Below are 15,471 nucleotides of genomic sequence, written 5' to 3'. Positions count from 1 at the left end.
CGATCACCCCTCCACATCGTCGGCATGGCGTCGTCGTCGTCCCCAGGCGCTGCACCGAACCGTCTGCTCCGGTGGCCTGTCCTCTAGCGTCCGGCTATGACTCCGATCCAGACCTCGACCACCCTCTCGGCCGCCCCTGCCGCCCCCTCGCCGCGTCCCGTCGATCACCCGTCGGTCACCCGCGGAGTCGACCTGGGGCGCTTCGTCCCCGCGGCGTCGCGCGGCCGTCTCGAACATCGGGGTACAGTAGGCGCGAACGGGGTACAGAACCTGCCCGGCTCCTCTCGCGGGGCTCCCTTCGGCCCGTTGCGCGAGATCATCGACGAACCGGGCGTGACCGACGTCTTCGTGAACGGCGGAGGGGGCACCTGGGTGGATCGCGGCCACGGCCTCCTGCCCGACGGTCGCATCCACCTGTCCGACGACGTCGCACGGCATCTGGCGGTACGACTCGTGGCGGCGGGCGGTCGACATGTCGACGAGGCCAGCCCCTGTGTCGACGTGCGCCTCGACGCCGGCATCAGGGTCCATGTCGTCCTGCCGCCCGTGTCGACGGCGGGCACCCTCCTCTCCATCCGCCTGCCGCGCCGGACGCCCCTCACGCTCGACGGGCTCTCCGCGCAGGGGTTCTTCGACGACGTCGACGAGAGCGAGGTCAGGAGGTGCGTGGGCCGGCGCGCGAACATCCTCATCACAGGGGCGGGCGGGGCGGGGAAGACCACTTTCCTGTCGAGTCTCCTCGCCGAAGCGGATCCGACCGATCGGATCGTGACCATCGAGGACGTGGCCGAGCTCCGGATCGATCATCCGCACGTCGTCTCGCTCGAGACGCGTCAGCCCAACCTCGAGGGCGTCGGTGGAGTCGATCTCGCCCGTCTGCTGCGCGAGGCGCTGCGCATGCGCCCGGACCGACTCGTGGTGGGGGAGTGCCGCGGAGTGGAGGTGCGCGATCTGCTGTCGGCCCTGAACACCGGGCACGACGGAGGTGCCGGCACTCTGCACGCGAACGGTCTGGCCGACGTCCCCGCCCGTCTCGAGGCGCTGGGCGCGGTCGCCGGGCTCAGCCCCGCGGCGCTGGCGCGACAGGCCGTCAGCGCGTTCGACGCCGTGTTCCATCTGGAGCGGACCGCCGAGGGTCGGCGTCTCGCCCAGATCGGGCACCTCGTGCTCGATGCGGACGGCGCCTTGACGGCTCGGGCGGGGCTCGCTCGTCGTGCCGCCTGAGCGGCGGCGCCGTCTCGTCACCGTCACCCCCGCCTCGACGGTCGTCGAGCGCGTCGCCGTGCTGCTGTCCGCCGGCGTCGTCCCGGCCTCGGCCTGGCGGCATGTCGCCGAGTCGGAGCCTCCGGGGCCCGTCCGCGAGGTGACGTTCGCCGTCGCGACCGAGGCCGTGACCGGCATGCCGATCTCGGAGGCGCTCGCGGCCGCTCTGGGCGGACGACCCTTCGCACGCGCGCCCGACGGCCCGCGTCACGAGCTCGACTGGCGGCAGGTCGCCTGTGCGTGGTTCGTCGCGGAGCGCAGCGGTGCGCCCCTGGCCGACTGCCTGCGGACGTTCGTGGCGGGCCTTCGCGCAGCCGAGGCGGCGCGGCGCGACGTCGAGGTGGCCTTGAGCGGGCCTCGCTCGACGGGGCGCATCGTGCTGGCGCTGCCGCCGGTGGGTCTGCTGTTCTCCATGGGCATGGGCTTCGACACGGCGGGCGTGCTGGTCGGCACGCCCGTCGGCTGGGGCTGCCTCGCGGTCGGCGCGGGCCTCTTGGCCCTCGCTCGGGCCTGGAACGCACGACTCGTCCGCGGTGCCACGCCCGAGGGGCCCGTCCCCGGTCTGCGCCTGGAACTGCTGGCCGTCGCGGTCTCGGGCGGTGCGTCGTGGGACTCGGGCCTCGCGCTCGTGCGGTCCGCCCTCGAGCTGCTCCCGACGGCTGATGCGGACAGGTCCGGGGCCGCAGCGGAGGACGGCGCCGAGCGCGACTGCCTCGAGGTGCTCGATCTCTCGCGCCGGGCCGGTGCTCCCGCCGGCGAGCTGCTCCGGGCGACCGCCCGTGAACGGCGACTCCGCAGCGCCGCGGACTCCCAGTCGGCCGCCGCACGACTCGGGTCGACCCTCATGCTGCCGCTCGGCCTCTGCGTCCTGCCGGCGTTCCTGGTCGTCGCCGTCGTGCCGCTCGTCGTCTCGCTCGTCTCCTCCACAACGGCGAGCTGGTGAGACCGGTCCCCAGCGGTGCCGGTGCCGACGCCGGTCGGCCGCGGCGACGTCGGAGACTCGGACCACGCCACACCGAGTGGTCCTGTAGAGAGTAAGGAACCCCATGACACCGCATCCCGCCCTCGACACCGAGAACACGACCGTCCTCACCGGCCAGGACGGCGGTCGCCGCGCCGGCCCGCTCCGTCGCCTGCTCACGGCCGACGACGGCGCGGCGACCGCCGAATACGCGATCGTCATCATGGCCGCGGTGGGGTTCGCCGGTCTCCTGGTCGTCATCATGCGTTCGGACGAGGTGCGGGGCACCCTGTCCGATCTCGTCCGGTCCGCCCTGACGGTGGGCTGACATGGCCTGCGTCGCACCGGGGCGCAGCCGGTTCCCGTCCGACGTCGGCAGCGTCACGGCCGAGTTCGCCGTGGTGGTGCCAGCGCTCCTGTCCGTCGTCGGTCTCGCCCTCGTGGGCGCCGGTGCGGGGATGCAGGCCATCCGCCTGTCGGACGCCGCGGCGGTCGTCGCGCGGCAGACGGCCCGAGGCGGCGGCGACGCCGTCCCGGCGACGCTCGCGGCTCTCGCGCCGGGCGCGAGCGTCTCCACGTCGTCGGAGGGCGATCTGGTCTGCATCCGGCTCACGCGGGTGGTGGCACTCGGGCCCGTCGAGGGTCTCGAGCTGACCGGTCGGAGCTGCGCCCCGAGGGCCGGCGGATGACCTCGACACCGCACCCGCGCCTCCTGCCCGGCGACGACGGGGGATCGGCGTCCGTCGTCGCCATGGGACTGCTGCTGATGATCGTCGCGCTGGTGCTCGCCGTGACGGGCACGGCGCGGGTCCTGGTCGAGCGCAGTCGGGTGGCGGGGGCCGCCGACGCCTCGGCCCTGGCGGGCGCCGACGTGGCCTCAGGGTTGACGGCCGGGGTCGTCTGCGATGCCGCGAGCCGGGCGGCCGAGGCCAACCGGGCCGCCCTCGTGGCCTGCGAGACGGACGGATCCATCGTCACCGTCAGGGTGTCGAGCACGCTCGGTCTCCTGCCCGTGGCGGCGTCCGCGACGGCGGGTCCGCCACCCGCCGAGGCGGTCGGGTCACCGGCGACGCCGTGAGCGAGTCGCGCGTGCGGTGTGTGTATGGTGTGCCTGTCGGCAGCCACCACGTCGCCCTCGCCGGAGGGGACGTCGTCCCCGACGGCCTCGCCGATCGGTCTCGATCGGCCGTCTACGTTCCACAATCCAAGGAGTCCCGTGCCAGGCACGAAGAAACTGGTCATCGTCGAGTCGCCCGCGAAGGCCAAGACGATCGCCCAGTACCTCGGCAGCGGATACGAGGTCCTCGCATCCGTCGGCCACATCCGCGACCTCATCGAGCCGAAGAACCTGCCGCCCGAGCTGAAGAAGGGCTCGCTGGGCAAGTTCTCCGTCGACGTCGAGAACGGCTTCGAGCCCTACTACGTCGTGTCCGACGCCAAGAAGAAGACCGTCTCCGATCTGAAACGCGCCTTGAAGACGGCCGACGAGCTCTACCTCGCGACTGATGAGGACCGCGAGGGCGAGGCCATCGCGTGGCACCTGCTGCAGGAGCTCAAGCCCAAGGTCCCCGTCAAGCGGATGGTCTTCCACGAGATCACGAAAGACGCCATCCAGAAGGCGCAGGAGAACACCCGTGAGCTCGACACGGCGCTCGTCGACGCCCAGGAGACCCGCCGCATCCTCGACCGTCTCTACGGGTTCGAGGTGTCGCCCGTCCTCTGGCGGAAGGTCGGCCCCGGTCTCTCCGCCGGTCGCGTCCAGTCGGCTGCGACACGACTCGTGGTCGATCGCGAACGAGAGCGTCTCGCCTTCGTCTCCGCCACCTACTGGGACCTCACCGCGACCTTCGAGCCCTCGACCGAGTCGGTCCCGTTCTCGTCGAAGCTGGTGCGGATCAACGGCTCACGCGTCGCGAGCGGTCGCGACTACGACGACCGCGGGCAGCTGAAGAACGAGTCCGTCTCACTCGACGAGTCGACCGCGCTCGCCCTCTCACGGGCCCTCGAGTCCGCCGGCGTCACGATCGAGGTCACCTCCGTCGAGTCGAAGCCCTACACGCGTCGTCCGGCAGCGCCGTTCACGACGTCGACCCTGCAGCAGGAGGCGGCGCGGAAACTGCGCTTCTCGGCTCGTCAGACCATGAGCGTCGCGCAGTCGCTCTACGAGAACGGCCACATCACCTACATGCGCACCGACTCGCCGTCGCTCTCGCAGCAGGCGATCGATGCGGCCCGCAACCAGGCGTCGAAGCTCTACGGTGCCGAGACCGTTCCGGCCAAACCCCGCCTCTACACGGGCAAGAGCAAGAACGCCCAGGAGGCGCACGAGGCGATCCGCCCGTCGGGCGACACCTTCCGCACGCCGTCCGAGATGTCGACCACCCTCCGCGGCAACGACTGGAAGCTCTACGACCTCATCTGGAAGCGCACGGTCGCGTCGCAGATGGCCGATGCCAAGGGATCCACGGCGTCCGTCGTCGTGGCGGCCACGACCCCCGATGCGGTCGAGGGGATCACCCCGCGCAGCGGCGCGGGCACCCTGGCGGAGTTCACCGCATCGGGAACCGTCATCACGTTCCGCGGGTTCCTCAACGCGTATGAAGAGGGACGCGACGAGGACCGCCACGGCTCGGCCGAGCCGGCCGACGCCAAGCTCCCTCCCCTGACGGTCGGGCAGAACCTCGCCCTCGACGCGGTCGAGGCCAAGGGCCACGACACGAGCGCCCCTCCCCGCTACACGGAGGCGAGCCTCGTCAAGACGCTCGAAGAGCTGGGCATCGGTCGCCCGTCGACCTACGCCGCGATCATGTCGACCATCGTCGACCGCGGTTACGTGACCCCTCGGGGCACGGCGCTCGTGCCGAACTGGATCGCCTTCTCGGTCGTGAGACTGCTCGAGGACTACTTCGGCGACCTCGTCCAGTACGACTTCACCGCGAGCATGGAAGACGACCTGGACCTGATCGCCGGGGGCGGCGCCGATCGGGTCGACTGGCTCAACGGCTTCTACTTCGGCAACGAGCAGCACCGTGGTCTCCGCAAGGTGGTGGACAACCTCGGCGACATCGACGCACGGGACATCAACTCCATACCGCTCGGCGAGGGGCTCACCCTCCGCATCGGACGGTACGGCCCCTACCTCGAGGCGCCGGGCTCGGACCCCGAGACTCCGCGTCGGGTGAACGTGCCGGAGGACCTCGCTCCCGACGAGTTGACCGCCGCGAAGGCTCGCGAGCTGATCGACGCGCCCGTCATCGGCGATCGCGTGCTCGGCGTCAATCCCGAGAGCGGCAAGGAGGTCATCGCGAAAGACGGCCGTTTCGGCCCTTACGTGACCGAGCGGACTCCCGAGGAGGTCGATGCGGATCCCGCCACCGGCGAGGTCGTCGAGGCCCCCGCGCCCGCTGCGACGGAAGGCACCGGGGCGAAGCCGAAGAAGGCGCCGGCGAAGAAGGCCGCTCCGAAGGAGCGGACCTCGTCGCTGTTCAAGAGCATGGACGTCGACACCGTCGATCTCGAGACCGCCCTCCGGCTTCTCGACCTGCCCCGTGTCGTGGGTGTCGACCCCGAGAGCGGCGAGGAGATCCAGGCGCAGAACGGCCGCTACGGCCCGTACCTGAAGAAGGGCGCCGACACGCGGTCGCTCACCAGCGAGGATCAGATCTTCGACATCGACCTGGCCGGTGCGATCGAGCTCTACGCTCAGCCGAAGTACGGTGCCAAGCGCGCCAGCAGCGCCCTGAAGGAGTTCGAGGCCGATCCGGTCAGCGGCAAGCCCATCAAGGTCAAAGACGGTCGCTTCGGGCCCTATGTCACCGACGGCGAGACCAATGCGACCATCCCCCGCGGTGAGACCGTCGAGGAGGTCGACTTCGAGCGCGCTGTGCAGCTGATCGCCGACAAACGCGCCAAGGGGCCTGCGAAGAAGCCGGCGGCCAAGAAGCCCGCTGCCAAGAAGCCGGCTGCCAAGAAGCCGGCCGCGAAGAAGCCCGCGGCCGCCACCAAGGCGACCACGACCAAGGCCGCCACGACCAAGGCGACCGCGACCAAGGCCGCTGCTGCGAAGAAGCCCGCTGCGGCGAAGCCCGCTGCGGCCGAGAAGCCGGCAGCTGCGAAGAAGCCCGAGTAGTGGCGGGCCTCTTCATCACGCTCGAGGGCGGCGACGGATCGGGGAAGACCACGCAGGCCGGTCTGCTCGAGGCCTGGCTCGTCGAGAGCGGCAGGTCCGTCGTGCGGACGCGCGAGCCCGGGGGGACCGACCTCGGGCTCGAGCTCCGCGAGATCGTCCTGCATCGTCGCGGTCACATCGCCCCGCGTGCTGAGGCCCTGCTGTACGCCGCCGATAGGGCGCACCACGTCGAGACGCTGGTCCGGCCCGCCCTCGACCGGGGCGACGTCGTCCTGCAAGACCGGTACATCGACTCGTCGGTGGCCTACCAGGGTGCCGGCCGGGTCCTCGGCGGAGACGAGATCCGATCGCTGTCCGAATGGGCGGTCGACGGGTTGGCCCCCGACCTCACCGTCCTGCTCGACCTCGACGAGGCCGAGGGGCGACGTCGGCTCGACAGCGCCCGCACCGAGTACGACCGGCTCGAGTCCGAGAAGTCCGACTTCCACGCGCGCGTCCGTGCCGCGTACCTGGCTGTGGCCGAGTCCGAACCCGAGCGGTTCGTGGTCGTCGACGCGTCTCTGCCGCAGGCGGAGATCGCGTCGCTCATCCGCGACCGAGTCGCCGGCCTCCTGGAGTGACCGTGTCGACACCGTCGTTCTGGGACGGCCTGACCGGTCAGGCCGACGCCATCGAGTCGCTGCGTGCGGCGGCCTCGACCGAACCGGGCAACTCGTCGATGACCCACTCCTGGCTCATCACGGGCCCGCCCGGCTCAGGGCGGTCGAATCTCGCCTACGCGTTCGCTGCGGCGCTCCTGGCCCGCAGCGACGAGGATGCCGAGGCGACCATCCGTCAGGTCGGGGCCCGCTCGCACCCGGACCTCGCGGTGCTGAGCACCGAGCGCATCATCATCACCATCGACGAGGTCCGCACCCTGGTCGCGGCTTCCCAGTTCTCCCCGTCGGTGGGGCGCTACCGGGTGGTCGTCATCGAGGACGCCGACCGCATGACCGAGCGCACGTCGAACCTCCTGCTGAAGGCGCTGGAGGAGCCGCCGCCTCGCACGGTCTGGATCCTCTGCGCGCCCAGCGAGGCCGATCTCATCCCGACCATCCGGTCGAGGGTCCGTGGCGTGCGGTTGCGCGTCCCCTCGGTGGCCGACGTCGCGGCCCTCATCGAGCGTCGCGACGGAGTCGATCACGAGACGGCCGTCGTCGCGGCCCGCGAGGCTCAGAGTCACATCGGCATGGCGCACCGACTCGCCACCAACCCGGAGGCGCGCGACCGTCGCCGACGGACGCTCGAGACCGCGCTCGCCATCCGCTCGGTGTCCGACGCCGTGCAGGCGGCGGCGACGCTGCTCGCGGTGGCCGGCGACGACGCCAAGGCCATCACGACCGAACGCGACGCCGACGAGCGGGCCAGTGCGCTGCGTTCCCTCGGGGTCGAGCCGGGCGGGACGGTGCCTCCGGCGCTCCGCAGTCAGCTGCGGGCGCTCGACGACGACCAGAAGCGCCGTGCCACGCGCAGCCTCCGCGACGGCATCGACCGCATCATGGTCGACCTGCTCTCGCTCTACCGCGACGTCCTGCTCCTGCACCTCGGCGTCGGTGACGACCCCGTCAACCAGAGCATGCGCGGGCGTCTCGACGAGGCGACCCGCGCCTCCTCGCCGGCCAGCACCCTCGCCGTGATGGACGCGATCGCGGTCGCCCGCCGTCGCATCGAGTCGAACGTGTCGCCGGTCCTCGCACTCGAGGCCATGCTCGTCGCCATCAGCAGACACGCGGTCAGGTGAGGCAAGATGGCCGGATGAGCGACCCGACCGCCGCCCCTGGCCTCCGCGAGCGAAAGCGCCTGGCCACGCGGCGGGCGATCCAGGTCGCGGTGCTCGATCTCATCAACGAGCACGGCCTCGAGGCCGTCACGGTCGACATGATCAGTCGACGCGCCGACGTGTCGCCCCGCACGTTCTTCAACTACTTCACCTCCAAGGAGGAGGCCGTGGTCGGAGATCCGCCGCAGCTCTCCGACGGGGCCGAGCTCGAGGCGTTCGTCTCCGATCACGACGGGTCGCTCCTCGACGGTCTGGTGCACCTCCTCGACCACGCCGCGACGACGGCGACCGGCGACCGAGAGCTCGTGCAGCGGCGCCGCGCCGTGCTGCGCGCGTACCCCGAGCTGTTCGCACGGCGGATGGCGTCGGTCCGCGTGTTCGAAGAACGGGTGACCGAGGTCGTCGCCCAGCGGCTCGCAGCCGACGGGGGCCTCGCGTCGACCATCGACGGCTCCGACGGGGCCGACGGCGCTGCGGCTGTGGCGAGCCGGGCCCACCTCGTCGCGCTCGTGGTCATCGCCACGCTGCGGCACGCCTGGGCCGAATGGATCGAAGACGACGACGTCGAGCACCTCGGCGACTACCGGTTCAGCCTCCGCGCCCGGATGGACGACAGCTTCGCCGACCTGCGGCGCCTCGTGTCACGCGAACTCTGAGAATCCGGTACAGTATCTATTCGTGCCGACAGGCACTGGTTGTCGGCCATGGCCGGTATCCGCCGCTTTAGCTCAGTCGGTAGAGCGTCTCACTCGTAATGAGAAGGTCTGGGGTTCGATTCCCCAAAGCGGCTCCAACAGAAGGCCTGGTCAACAGATGATCAGGCCTTCTTGCTGTTCAAGATCGTAGCTTTCTCTGCCCACGTTTTGCCCACACTCGTGCGGCGCGCACCGGCGTCCAGAGCGTCCGCGACTGCATCAAGATCGTCGTCAAAAAGGTCGCTATAGACGTCCAGCGTCATCGCCGCTGAGGCGTGCCCAAGCATGCGCTGGACTGACAAGACCGTCGCGCCACCCGAGATGGCTAGAGACGCCGCGGTGTGCCGGAGCGCGTGCGGTGTCACCTTCGGCACCTCTGGGTGACGCTCAGCAAACTCGGCCGCAGCCGGCACGAAGAAGCGGTTTCGGAAGTTCCAGTTCGGTGACCTTCGACACTCAGCTCGGCAACACCTTCGTCGTCACCATGACAGGTAACGTCACGTCCTCCGCCTTCGGCACCAGCAACATCGCGGGGGCTCCGTCCGTGACCGTGGCAGTCGCTCAGGACGCGACCGGAGGCCGATCGTTCACCTGGCCGAGCAACTGCCGATTCGTTGGAGGCACGGCACCAACGGATACGACTGCGAACACGACGACCTCGGTCACGTTCCGCTACGACCTCGCCGCCGCCAGGTGGTACGAGACGGCTCGAGCCGTTGCCGTCCCCTCCTGAGATCCATCCCCCGCGAAAGGCACAAAGCCATGACCACCGACGACACCACTACTTCGCGGGAGAACGCATGACCAAGAACGTCAAGGGCGGCCCGCGACTTGTTCCGCCGCGCGACGACACGAAGCATGCAGGGGTCAGACGTCGTGAGCACCGCCTCCGATCTGACCTCTGAGCCGGACGAGCCCATCAGCGGAGACACCTGGCAGGCCGGCGAAGGATCGTCCTACCAGCCTTGGTGACGCAGATGGCGGGCGCGCTCACCACGAGCGCGCTCACCACGAGCGCGCTCGCCATTCACACCTCTCGGTTCGCGGCGACGGCCGTGACCAGGCATGGCAGGTCACTGGCGTACGCGCGCACACCCGAGAGCTCACCAGCCTCGACGGTCAGCGCATCATCTACGCCCCCGTCGACAGGCTCACCGAGGCCCCCTGACCCAAGACCACCCGGGTCCACATCAAAGCCCCAGACCCCTCAGCTAAGCCCACCCCACCCCACGCAACCCGGGGGCCGGCCAACACCGAGGGGGACGCCATGCCACGTGCACCGAAGAAGTGCGGCGCACCCCAATGCGAGACACGCGTCATCGCCACCACCTACTGCGACGACCACAAGCCACTCGCATGGCGCACCAAGCCACGACCAGGCAGCACACGACAGTCACGCACACTGAGAGCAGCAGTCCTCAAGCGCGACCCTGTCTGCCGCTGCAACGGATGCCGACGTTGCACCCAACTAGACACCAGCTGCACACGACCAAGCACAGACGACGACCACATCGTCAACGTGGCGAGCAACGGAACAGACGACATCAGCAATCATTAAGGACTGTGTCACCCATGTCACTGGGTCAAGTCTCGACGGGAAGCAGCACAAGCCCGACGAGCCAAGGTCACCTGACGGCACAGCAACCGACGCTGAACACCACGCTCGCTCATCGCTTGCACGGCCCTACACGAACCGCACAGCAGCACACAGGCCAACCTGATCGCGACCACCAACGACGGTGACACCGAAGACCAGGGGCTTCCCCCTCTCCCCACCCCCTCGGGTAGACAGCGGAGAGGTGCTGCTCATTTTGTTGTCTACGGTTCCCCCAGTTTCAGGGCGGGGCGGGCGCGAGGGCGGCGGGTGCGTGCCGAACGTCTTGTTTGACGGCTCCGGAACGGGGTGCGCTCCTCGATCTGGCACATGGCCGCAGGGCAGTTGAAACCGTTACAGGGGCAGCAGGGTGGCGGTAGGCGCTTCTGGTGGCCATGGTCAAGTAGGTCTCCGGAGCATGATGGGGAGATGACGATAAAGGTGCCGGGGGGCCAGCCCGAAAACATAGGCGACATGCTGTCTCAGATGGGCGGTGCGAACAGTTTGGCAAGTCAGCTTGCATCGTCGATGCCGACGACTTACTACGATTCGACTCCCTCCGACACTGAGCGAAACACACGCCGGGCAGCCGATGAAACGGCTAAAGCGACGGAGCACATGCGATCGCTCACCGAGGCCATGGCAGAGAGTGTTCGTCTCTCGGTGGAGACTCGAGCACATGCCGCGCGTGCCGCTGAGGAGACGCGCAAGTCAGGCCGGCACGCGATGGTCATCGGCTACAGCTCGCTCGGCTTATCGGTTGCATCACTTGTCATAGCCGTGCTCGCGTTGATTAGAGGGCTGAGCTAGGGCCAGAACCCGCGCGCCTTTCGCATTCTCCGAGCAGAAGAGCCCCGTCGTGCTGCAGGGCGTCGTCGGTCGTCATCCCCGCGAGCCACGACGAAAACATTTCGATGGTGTCGTTTGCCCACCTGCGCCCAGGGTCAACCGCTGCGTTCACTAGGTCGGCGTCCGGGTTACCACCAGATTCCTGCAGAAGGTCTACGGCGTCGGCCCACATGGTCATTCCGCTGCGGTGTCGGAGGGCCAACCAGTCGCCGGACAACACGTCGGCCGGCCGTAGAGACGCCCGGTACACGGCGATCCGGCCTTGTAGGTCTCGCAGTTGCGCCTGCAGTGGCTCAGTGAGGGGATCCAGCGAGATGAACTGAGCGAGCGCCAGGACAACCGGCTCGGCTGCCTGACGTCGGCGTTCTAGGTATCGGCTTTCCTCGCCGCTATTGCGCTCCTGGCGGGCTAGCCAGATTGCGATGCCCGCGGGGATGCCAACGGCCAGTGCGGGGATGCCCACGTCGACAACCCAATTCAGGTGCCCCACACCATCGCTTTCCTTCGCGAAATCAGGACTCCGACTCTTCGTTGTCAGTGTCCTGCGCGTCAGAGCTGTCGCTTCGAATCAACTTCGTTACGTCCGGGTCGGGACTCTTGCGGGGCAACTGCACATGGGCCCCTACCGTCGCCAGAATGCCTGCTAGGTGCGAGCGGGCATAGTCGTATAGAGATTCAGTTGCATCGGCTTCCCCGATAGCGTCCGCCAATAGGTCATCGGTCACATCCTCGTTCTGATGGATGTACAACGCTCCAACCGTGATGTCGGCCCAGCCGTTGTCCCCTCCTGCATGCAGAGTACCTAGGACGACACGTGCAAGTCTGTCCATGCTTTCGACCCGTTCGGGGGCGTAGCCGACCGACCAGTGGGCATGCTCGTCAGTGGTTCCCGATTGTGTTGCATCTATTCGGATGACTTCTAGATCGACAAGCTGGAATGCGTGCTCGTAATTCATCGCTGTCGCCCCGCGATGACCAGGTCGATCATTGCATTGTTGTTAAGTGGTTGATCATGGCGGCTTTTGGTCCCAGGCCACGTGAATCCGCGCTTCGACGCGCTTCGCCCGTGGCCCACGGCCGAGTCGGTGTGACTTGAGCAGTCATCTACGACATGCGTCTCGAGGCGGGCCCCGACTGCCAGGGCGTACCTGCGTATGGTGGCCAGGGTTGGGTTGGCATCGTAGCGTTCGAACGAGGCGACGGTCGGCTGACTCACGCCCATGCGCTCCGCGATCACGTCCTGAGACAACTTGTGGTCATTGCGGTGCTTCACCAAGCCTCGGAGTAGGCGCACGTGGTCCTCTACAAGGGAGGCCGCCCGGGTCTCGATCGTCTCGATACTCTCGTCCATAGATTGCACTCTATAGGTCACGTCCTGAGGGGCGCATCATGCGAGACCCCAGTTGGAGGGCTCGTAGGCCCAGAACTTCCGAACCGCAAGGCGAATCTGCGCGTTCTGCTCGTCCTCAGTCTTCTCATCGTCGCCATCCCAGTGCAGTTTTTCGTGCGCATGAACGCCGATGAGATGCTGAGGAAGTCGAGGTGGTTCGCCGTGCAGCGCTCGGACCTGTGCGTCGTAGTACTCGACGTTGCCGTCAGCCATAACCCTGCGCACCGATATGTCCTGCCACCTAATTTCATACAACCAGCCGTCCTCGCCTGTCACGAGTCGTATGACCTCGTCTACGGGGATTAGGTCGCCCTGCTCAGCTGCGAGTAGCCGCTGTCGGAACTCCTCGCGGGCGATAGCTTCGCTGTATGGGTTCCACTGGCGTCCTTCGCCTCTAAGTGTGTCCATGAGCTTTCTCACGGTTGCATCGACGTGAGAAAGCTCCCCAGCTCCCTCGGCCCAGACGTAAATCAACGGCATGTGTTGGGAACACCTCGAAATCGGCGCAGACATGAGATGCATCTTAGGTGGACGTTCGCATCATCTCGGCTTCGGGGTAAGGGCTGCCCACGATTTGCCCACAATCGAGGGCGACTGGGGATGAAATTAGATGCTTCCGTTAATGGTACTGGCCTCCGAAAATCAACAGCCAGGCGGTTTCCGGTTTGAGAGATTGATATCATCACCCACTCGTAATGAGAAGGTCTGGGGTTCGATTCCCCAAAGCGGCTCCACAGAAGCCCCGGTCGTCACCGACCGGGGCTTCCGTCGTCTGAGCCCATGACGAGCGTCGTCGTCAATGCTCCGCCGGTCGCGTGTTCCGATCGGTCGGGCGAGGCACCGATCCGAGTCCGATCCGCATGAGCCAGCTGTTGACCGCCGGCACCGCCATCACCCGGGTGATCGCTCCCGCGACCGCTGTGGTGGTCGCGGCGAACCCGACGAGCCACCCGTAGAGCGCCGAGGACACGGGCAGCCCCAATGCCTCGATGACCAGCGGCAGGACCAGGGCGAAGCTCAGGAAGACGGGTATGCCCACCGCGACGATGGTCCGCAGCACGCGCTGGGTCGTGAACCAGATGGCATGCACGGAGGGCGGCTGCGCCTCGGAGTCGGTCGCGGTCCGCTCGTCGGCCGGGGTCATGATCCGTCCTCCGGCGGCCTCCGAGTCGTGGCCATCCGGAAGACCTTCTGGCGGACGTCGCCCACGGCGACCTTGATCTTGACAACTGCGTCGACGATCACCACCTGGCGGCGTTCGACGCGTCCGACCGCGCTCTTCGTCGTGGTGACCGCGTCCAGGACGGCGGCGAGCTGCTTCTTCTCTTCTGGTGTCATGTCGACCTCCTCGGGATCGATGGGGTTGAGGGAGGCGGGATATCCGCCGGTGAAATGCCAGGATTCGGGCGTCGGTCGGAAGTCCCTTCCCGTATGGCGGATGCCTCGGAGGCGTCCGCGTGCGACGACCCACGCGTGGGCCGCCTCGTCGTCCTCGAGCGCCCGGTTCCGCCCGTCGGGCAGTGTGATGCCGAAGTCGAGGCCGGCGCCCTGCGCCTGGTCGTGCGACGACGTGTAGGGCACCGCCGCGAGCGGGGCCCAGGGGCCGCCGTCGACGAACGCCTCCCATGCGGCCCGCTTGATCTCCTGGTCGCGTCGTGAGCGGAGCCCCTCGTTCACCGACAGGATGCCGCCGTCCGCGAAGACGCCTGCGGACTCGGCGATGAGCGAATTGACCTGCGCTGCGTCGGTCTCGTCCGTCACGTACTGGACGACACCCCGGAGCGAGCCGTAGCTCGAGGGGCCGACGGGGTGGAGGGTCACGGCTCCTCCCCGGAGAGGGAGGGGAGGCCCCCGCCGAAGCGGAGGCCTCCCTCGTCGTCGTCCGTCAGGCGCCGACCTTGGTCCGGATCGCTCCGACACCCGACTTCACGGCCTCGAGGTTGCTCGAGACGGTGTACTGGATGTTCGGGGTGGGGGAGTCCGCGTTCAGCGCGAGGCTGATGTTGCGGTAGCGGTCGAAGTCGTTGATCGACACGCTGCCCGAATCGGGGATGCTGTGCAGCGCGAGCACGCGACCCATCTCCGATGTCGTGACCTCGATGCCGTCCGAGAGCGCCAGGCCGACGAGGGCCAGATCGGCGGTCGACACGAGCCGGCTGCGTCCGTTCGAGATGAGGAACTTGCTGCCGGGAGCCCAGCGGCTCGTGGTTCCCTGAGTGATGATGTAGAGCTTGTCCATGTCTTCTTCTTTCGTATCTGTCGGAGGTGCGGTGATGGGCTCGTAGGCCCGGATGTAGTCGAAGTGCCACGGCTCCCGGGAGGGGAAGCCGTTGCCGGTCGGTGACCAGCCGAAGGTGGGCGCGTTGGCGTCCATCCAGGCCTTCTGAGGTGTGCCGTAACTGGCTACGCCGGCGCCGAAGTCGCAGGCGGTCGCCCACCCGTGATTCGACGTTCCGGGTTCTGCTGCGTAGTTGAAGCCCGGCTGACCGTTGAGCCAGCCGTCGTAGAGGTACTTCTGACGCTCGTAGCTCCGGTAGCCCTCGGTGATGACGAGGTCTGCCCCGAACCGAGCCTGGAATGCACTGTTCAGTGCGGTGTACTGCCTGGCGGCGTCGCTTCGCAGATAGCCGGAACCGGTGAGGGTCGCCGGCACGGGTACGAGTGCCGAGGCGGGTATCTGGCCATTCGTGTGGCCTCCCCATTCAGGAATGTGAATCTCCGTTTCTTCTCTTTCTTCGGCTCAGCGGTCGCTGAGCCGCTCCCCGTGTGGG

General features: G+C 68.0%; 17 protein-coding genes, 1 tRNA gene and 1 pseudogene. 12 read left to right on the top strand and 7 right to left on the bottom strand.

Annotation, left to right across the window (positions count from 1 at the left end; translation table 11 throughout):
- Positions 1-96 precede the first annotated feature (96 nt).
- The 10 genes from SOM11_RS00875 to SOM11_RS00830 all read left to right on the top strand — a co-directional run bounded on the left by SOM11_RS00875 (position 97) and on the right by SOM11_RS00830 (position 8,965).
- Positions 97-1,224 (top strand): TadA family conjugal transfer-associated ATPase, encoded by a 1,128-nt coding sequence (locus tag SOM11_RS00875; RefSeq protein WP_320476926.1) that lies wholly within the window; start codon positions 97-99, stop codon positions 1,222-1,224.
- Entirely contained in the window at positions 1,214-2,206 is a 993-nt protein-coding gene (locus tag SOM11_RS00870) for a type II secretion system F family protein (RefSeq protein ID WP_320476925.1), read from the top strand. Before SOM11_RS00875 ends, SOM11_RS00870 begins: the two co-directional genes overlap by 11 nt.
- Before the next feature lie 103 nt (positions 2,207-2,309).
- Positions 2,310-2,552 (top strand): DUF4244 domain-containing protein, encoded by a 243-nt coding sequence (locus tag SOM11_RS00865; protein WP_320476924.1) that lies wholly within the window; start codon positions 2,310-2,312, stop codon positions 2,550-2,552.
- A gap of 1 nt (position 2,553) precedes the next feature.
- Positions 2,554-2,913 (top strand): TadE family type IV pilus minor pilin, encoded by a 360-nt coding sequence (locus SOM11_RS00860; RefSeq protein ID WP_320476923.1) that lies wholly within the window; start codon positions 2,554-2,556, stop codon positions 2,911-2,913.
- Positions 2,910-3,302: an Rv3654c family TadE-like protein gene (locus SOM11_RS00855; protein ID WP_320476922.1), complete on the top strand. Its 393-nt coding sequence runs from the start codon at positions 2,910-2,912 to the stop codon at positions 3,300-3,302. The genes SOM11_RS00860 and SOM11_RS00855 overlap by 4 nt, the downstream gene beginning before the upstream one ends.
- A gap of 138 nt (positions 3,303-3,440) precedes the next feature.
- The gene (topA, locus tag SOM11_RS00850; protein ID WP_320476921.1) at positions 3,441-6,353 is read left to right on the top strand and encodes a type I DNA topoisomerase; all 2,913 of its coding nucleotides are present in this window, start codon (positions 3,441-3,443) and stop codon (positions 6,351-6,353) included.
- Entirely contained in the window at positions 6,353-6,973 is a 621-nt protein-coding gene (gene tmk / locus SOM11_RS00845) for a dTMP kinase (protein WP_192058650.1), read from the top strand. The genes topA and tmk overlap by 1 nt, the downstream gene beginning before the upstream one ends.
- Positions 6,970-8,133 (top strand): DNA polymerase III subunit delta', encoded by a 1,164-nt coding sequence (locus SOM11_RS00840; RefSeq protein WP_243213642.1) that lies wholly within the window; start codon positions 6,970-6,972, stop codon positions 8,131-8,133. Before tmk ends, SOM11_RS00840 begins: the two co-directional genes overlap by 4 nt.
- Before the next feature lie 14 nt (positions 8,134-8,147).
- The gene (locus SOM11_RS00835; protein ID WP_320476920.1) at positions 8,148-8,828 is read left to right on the top strand and encodes a helix-turn-helix domain-containing protein; all 681 of its coding nucleotides are present in this window, start codon (positions 8,148-8,150) and stop codon (positions 8,826-8,828) included.
- A gap of 61 nt (positions 8,829-8,889) precedes the next feature.
- Positions 8,890-8,965 (top strand) — tRNA-Thr (locus SOM11_RS00830).
- 24 nt (positions 8,966-8,989) lie between these two features.
- Here the strand turns inward: SOM11_RS00830 and SOM11_RS00825 are convergent.
- A pseudogene (locus tag SOM11_RS00825) lies at positions 8,990-9,244 on the bottom strand (tyrosine-type recombinase/integrase); the annotation flags it as partial.
- A 65-nt stretch (positions 9,245-9,309) separates the two neighbouring features.
- Between SOM11_RS00825 and SOM11_RS00820 the strand changes: the two are divergent.
- A complete protein-coding gene (locus SOM11_RS00820) occupies positions 9,310-9,600 on the top strand; it encodes a hypothetical protein (protein WP_320476919.1) in 291 nt (96 codons plus the stop codon).
- Positions 9,601-10,890: 1,290 nt separating this feature from the next.
- Positions 10,891-11,271 carry a hypothetical protein gene (locus tag SOM11_RS00815; RefSeq protein ID WP_320476918.1) on the top strand — a complete coding sequence of 127 codons (381 nt, stop codon included), beginning with the start codon at positions 10,891-10,893 and terminating at the stop codon, positions 11,269-11,271.
- A 551-nt stretch (positions 11,272-11,822) separates the two neighbouring features.
- Here SOM11_RS00815 and SOM11_RS00810 read toward each other — a convergent pair.
- The 6 genes from SOM11_RS00810 to SOM11_RS00785 form a co-directional block, all read right to left on the bottom strand.
- Complete coding sequence (locus SOM11_RS00810) at positions 11,823-12,266, bottom strand: hypothetical protein (protein ID WP_320476917.1); 444 nt, start codon at positions 12,264-12,266, stop codon at positions 11,823-11,825.
- Positions 12,263-12,661, bottom strand: a complete 399-nt coding sequence (locus tag SOM11_RS00805; protein WP_320476916.1) for a helix-turn-helix transcriptional regulator — start codon at positions 12,659-12,661, stop codon at positions 12,263-12,265. The genes SOM11_RS00810 and SOM11_RS00805 overlap by 4 nt, the downstream gene beginning before the upstream one ends.
- 36 nt (positions 12,662-12,697) lie before the next feature.
- Positions 12,698-13,213, bottom strand: coding sequence for a hypothetical protein (locus tag SOM11_RS00800; RefSeq protein WP_320476915.1), 516 nt, complete (start codon positions 13,211-13,213; stop codon positions 12,698-12,700).
- Between the two features lie 283 nt (positions 13,214-13,496).
- Complete coding sequence (locus SOM11_RS00795) at positions 13,497-13,844, bottom strand: hypothetical protein (protein WP_192058646.1); 348 nt, start codon at positions 13,842-13,844, stop codon at positions 13,497-13,499.
- Positions 13,841-14,521 (bottom strand): hypothetical protein, encoded by a 681-nt coding sequence (locus tag SOM11_RS00790; RefSeq protein ID WP_320476914.1) that lies wholly within the window; start codon positions 14,519-14,521, stop codon positions 13,841-13,843. Before SOM11_RS00790 ends, SOM11_RS00795 begins: the two co-directional genes overlap by 4 nt.
- Before the next feature lie 64 nt (positions 14,522-14,585).
- Positions 14,586-15,353, bottom strand: a complete 768-nt coding sequence (locus SOM11_RS00785) for a M15 family metallopeptidase (RefSeq protein ID WP_243213641.1) — start codon at positions 15,351-15,353, stop codon at positions 14,586-14,588.
- Between the last annotated feature and the right edge of the window lie 118 nt (positions 15,354-15,471).

Source organism: Frigoribacterium sp. CFBP9029 (assembly GCF_034045305.1).
In the GTDB taxonomy this organism is placed as follows: domain Bacteria; phylum Actinomycetota; class Actinomycetes; order Actinomycetales; family Microbacteriaceae; genus Frigoribacterium.
This window is presented reverse-complemented; position numbering and strand designations above follow the sequence as displayed.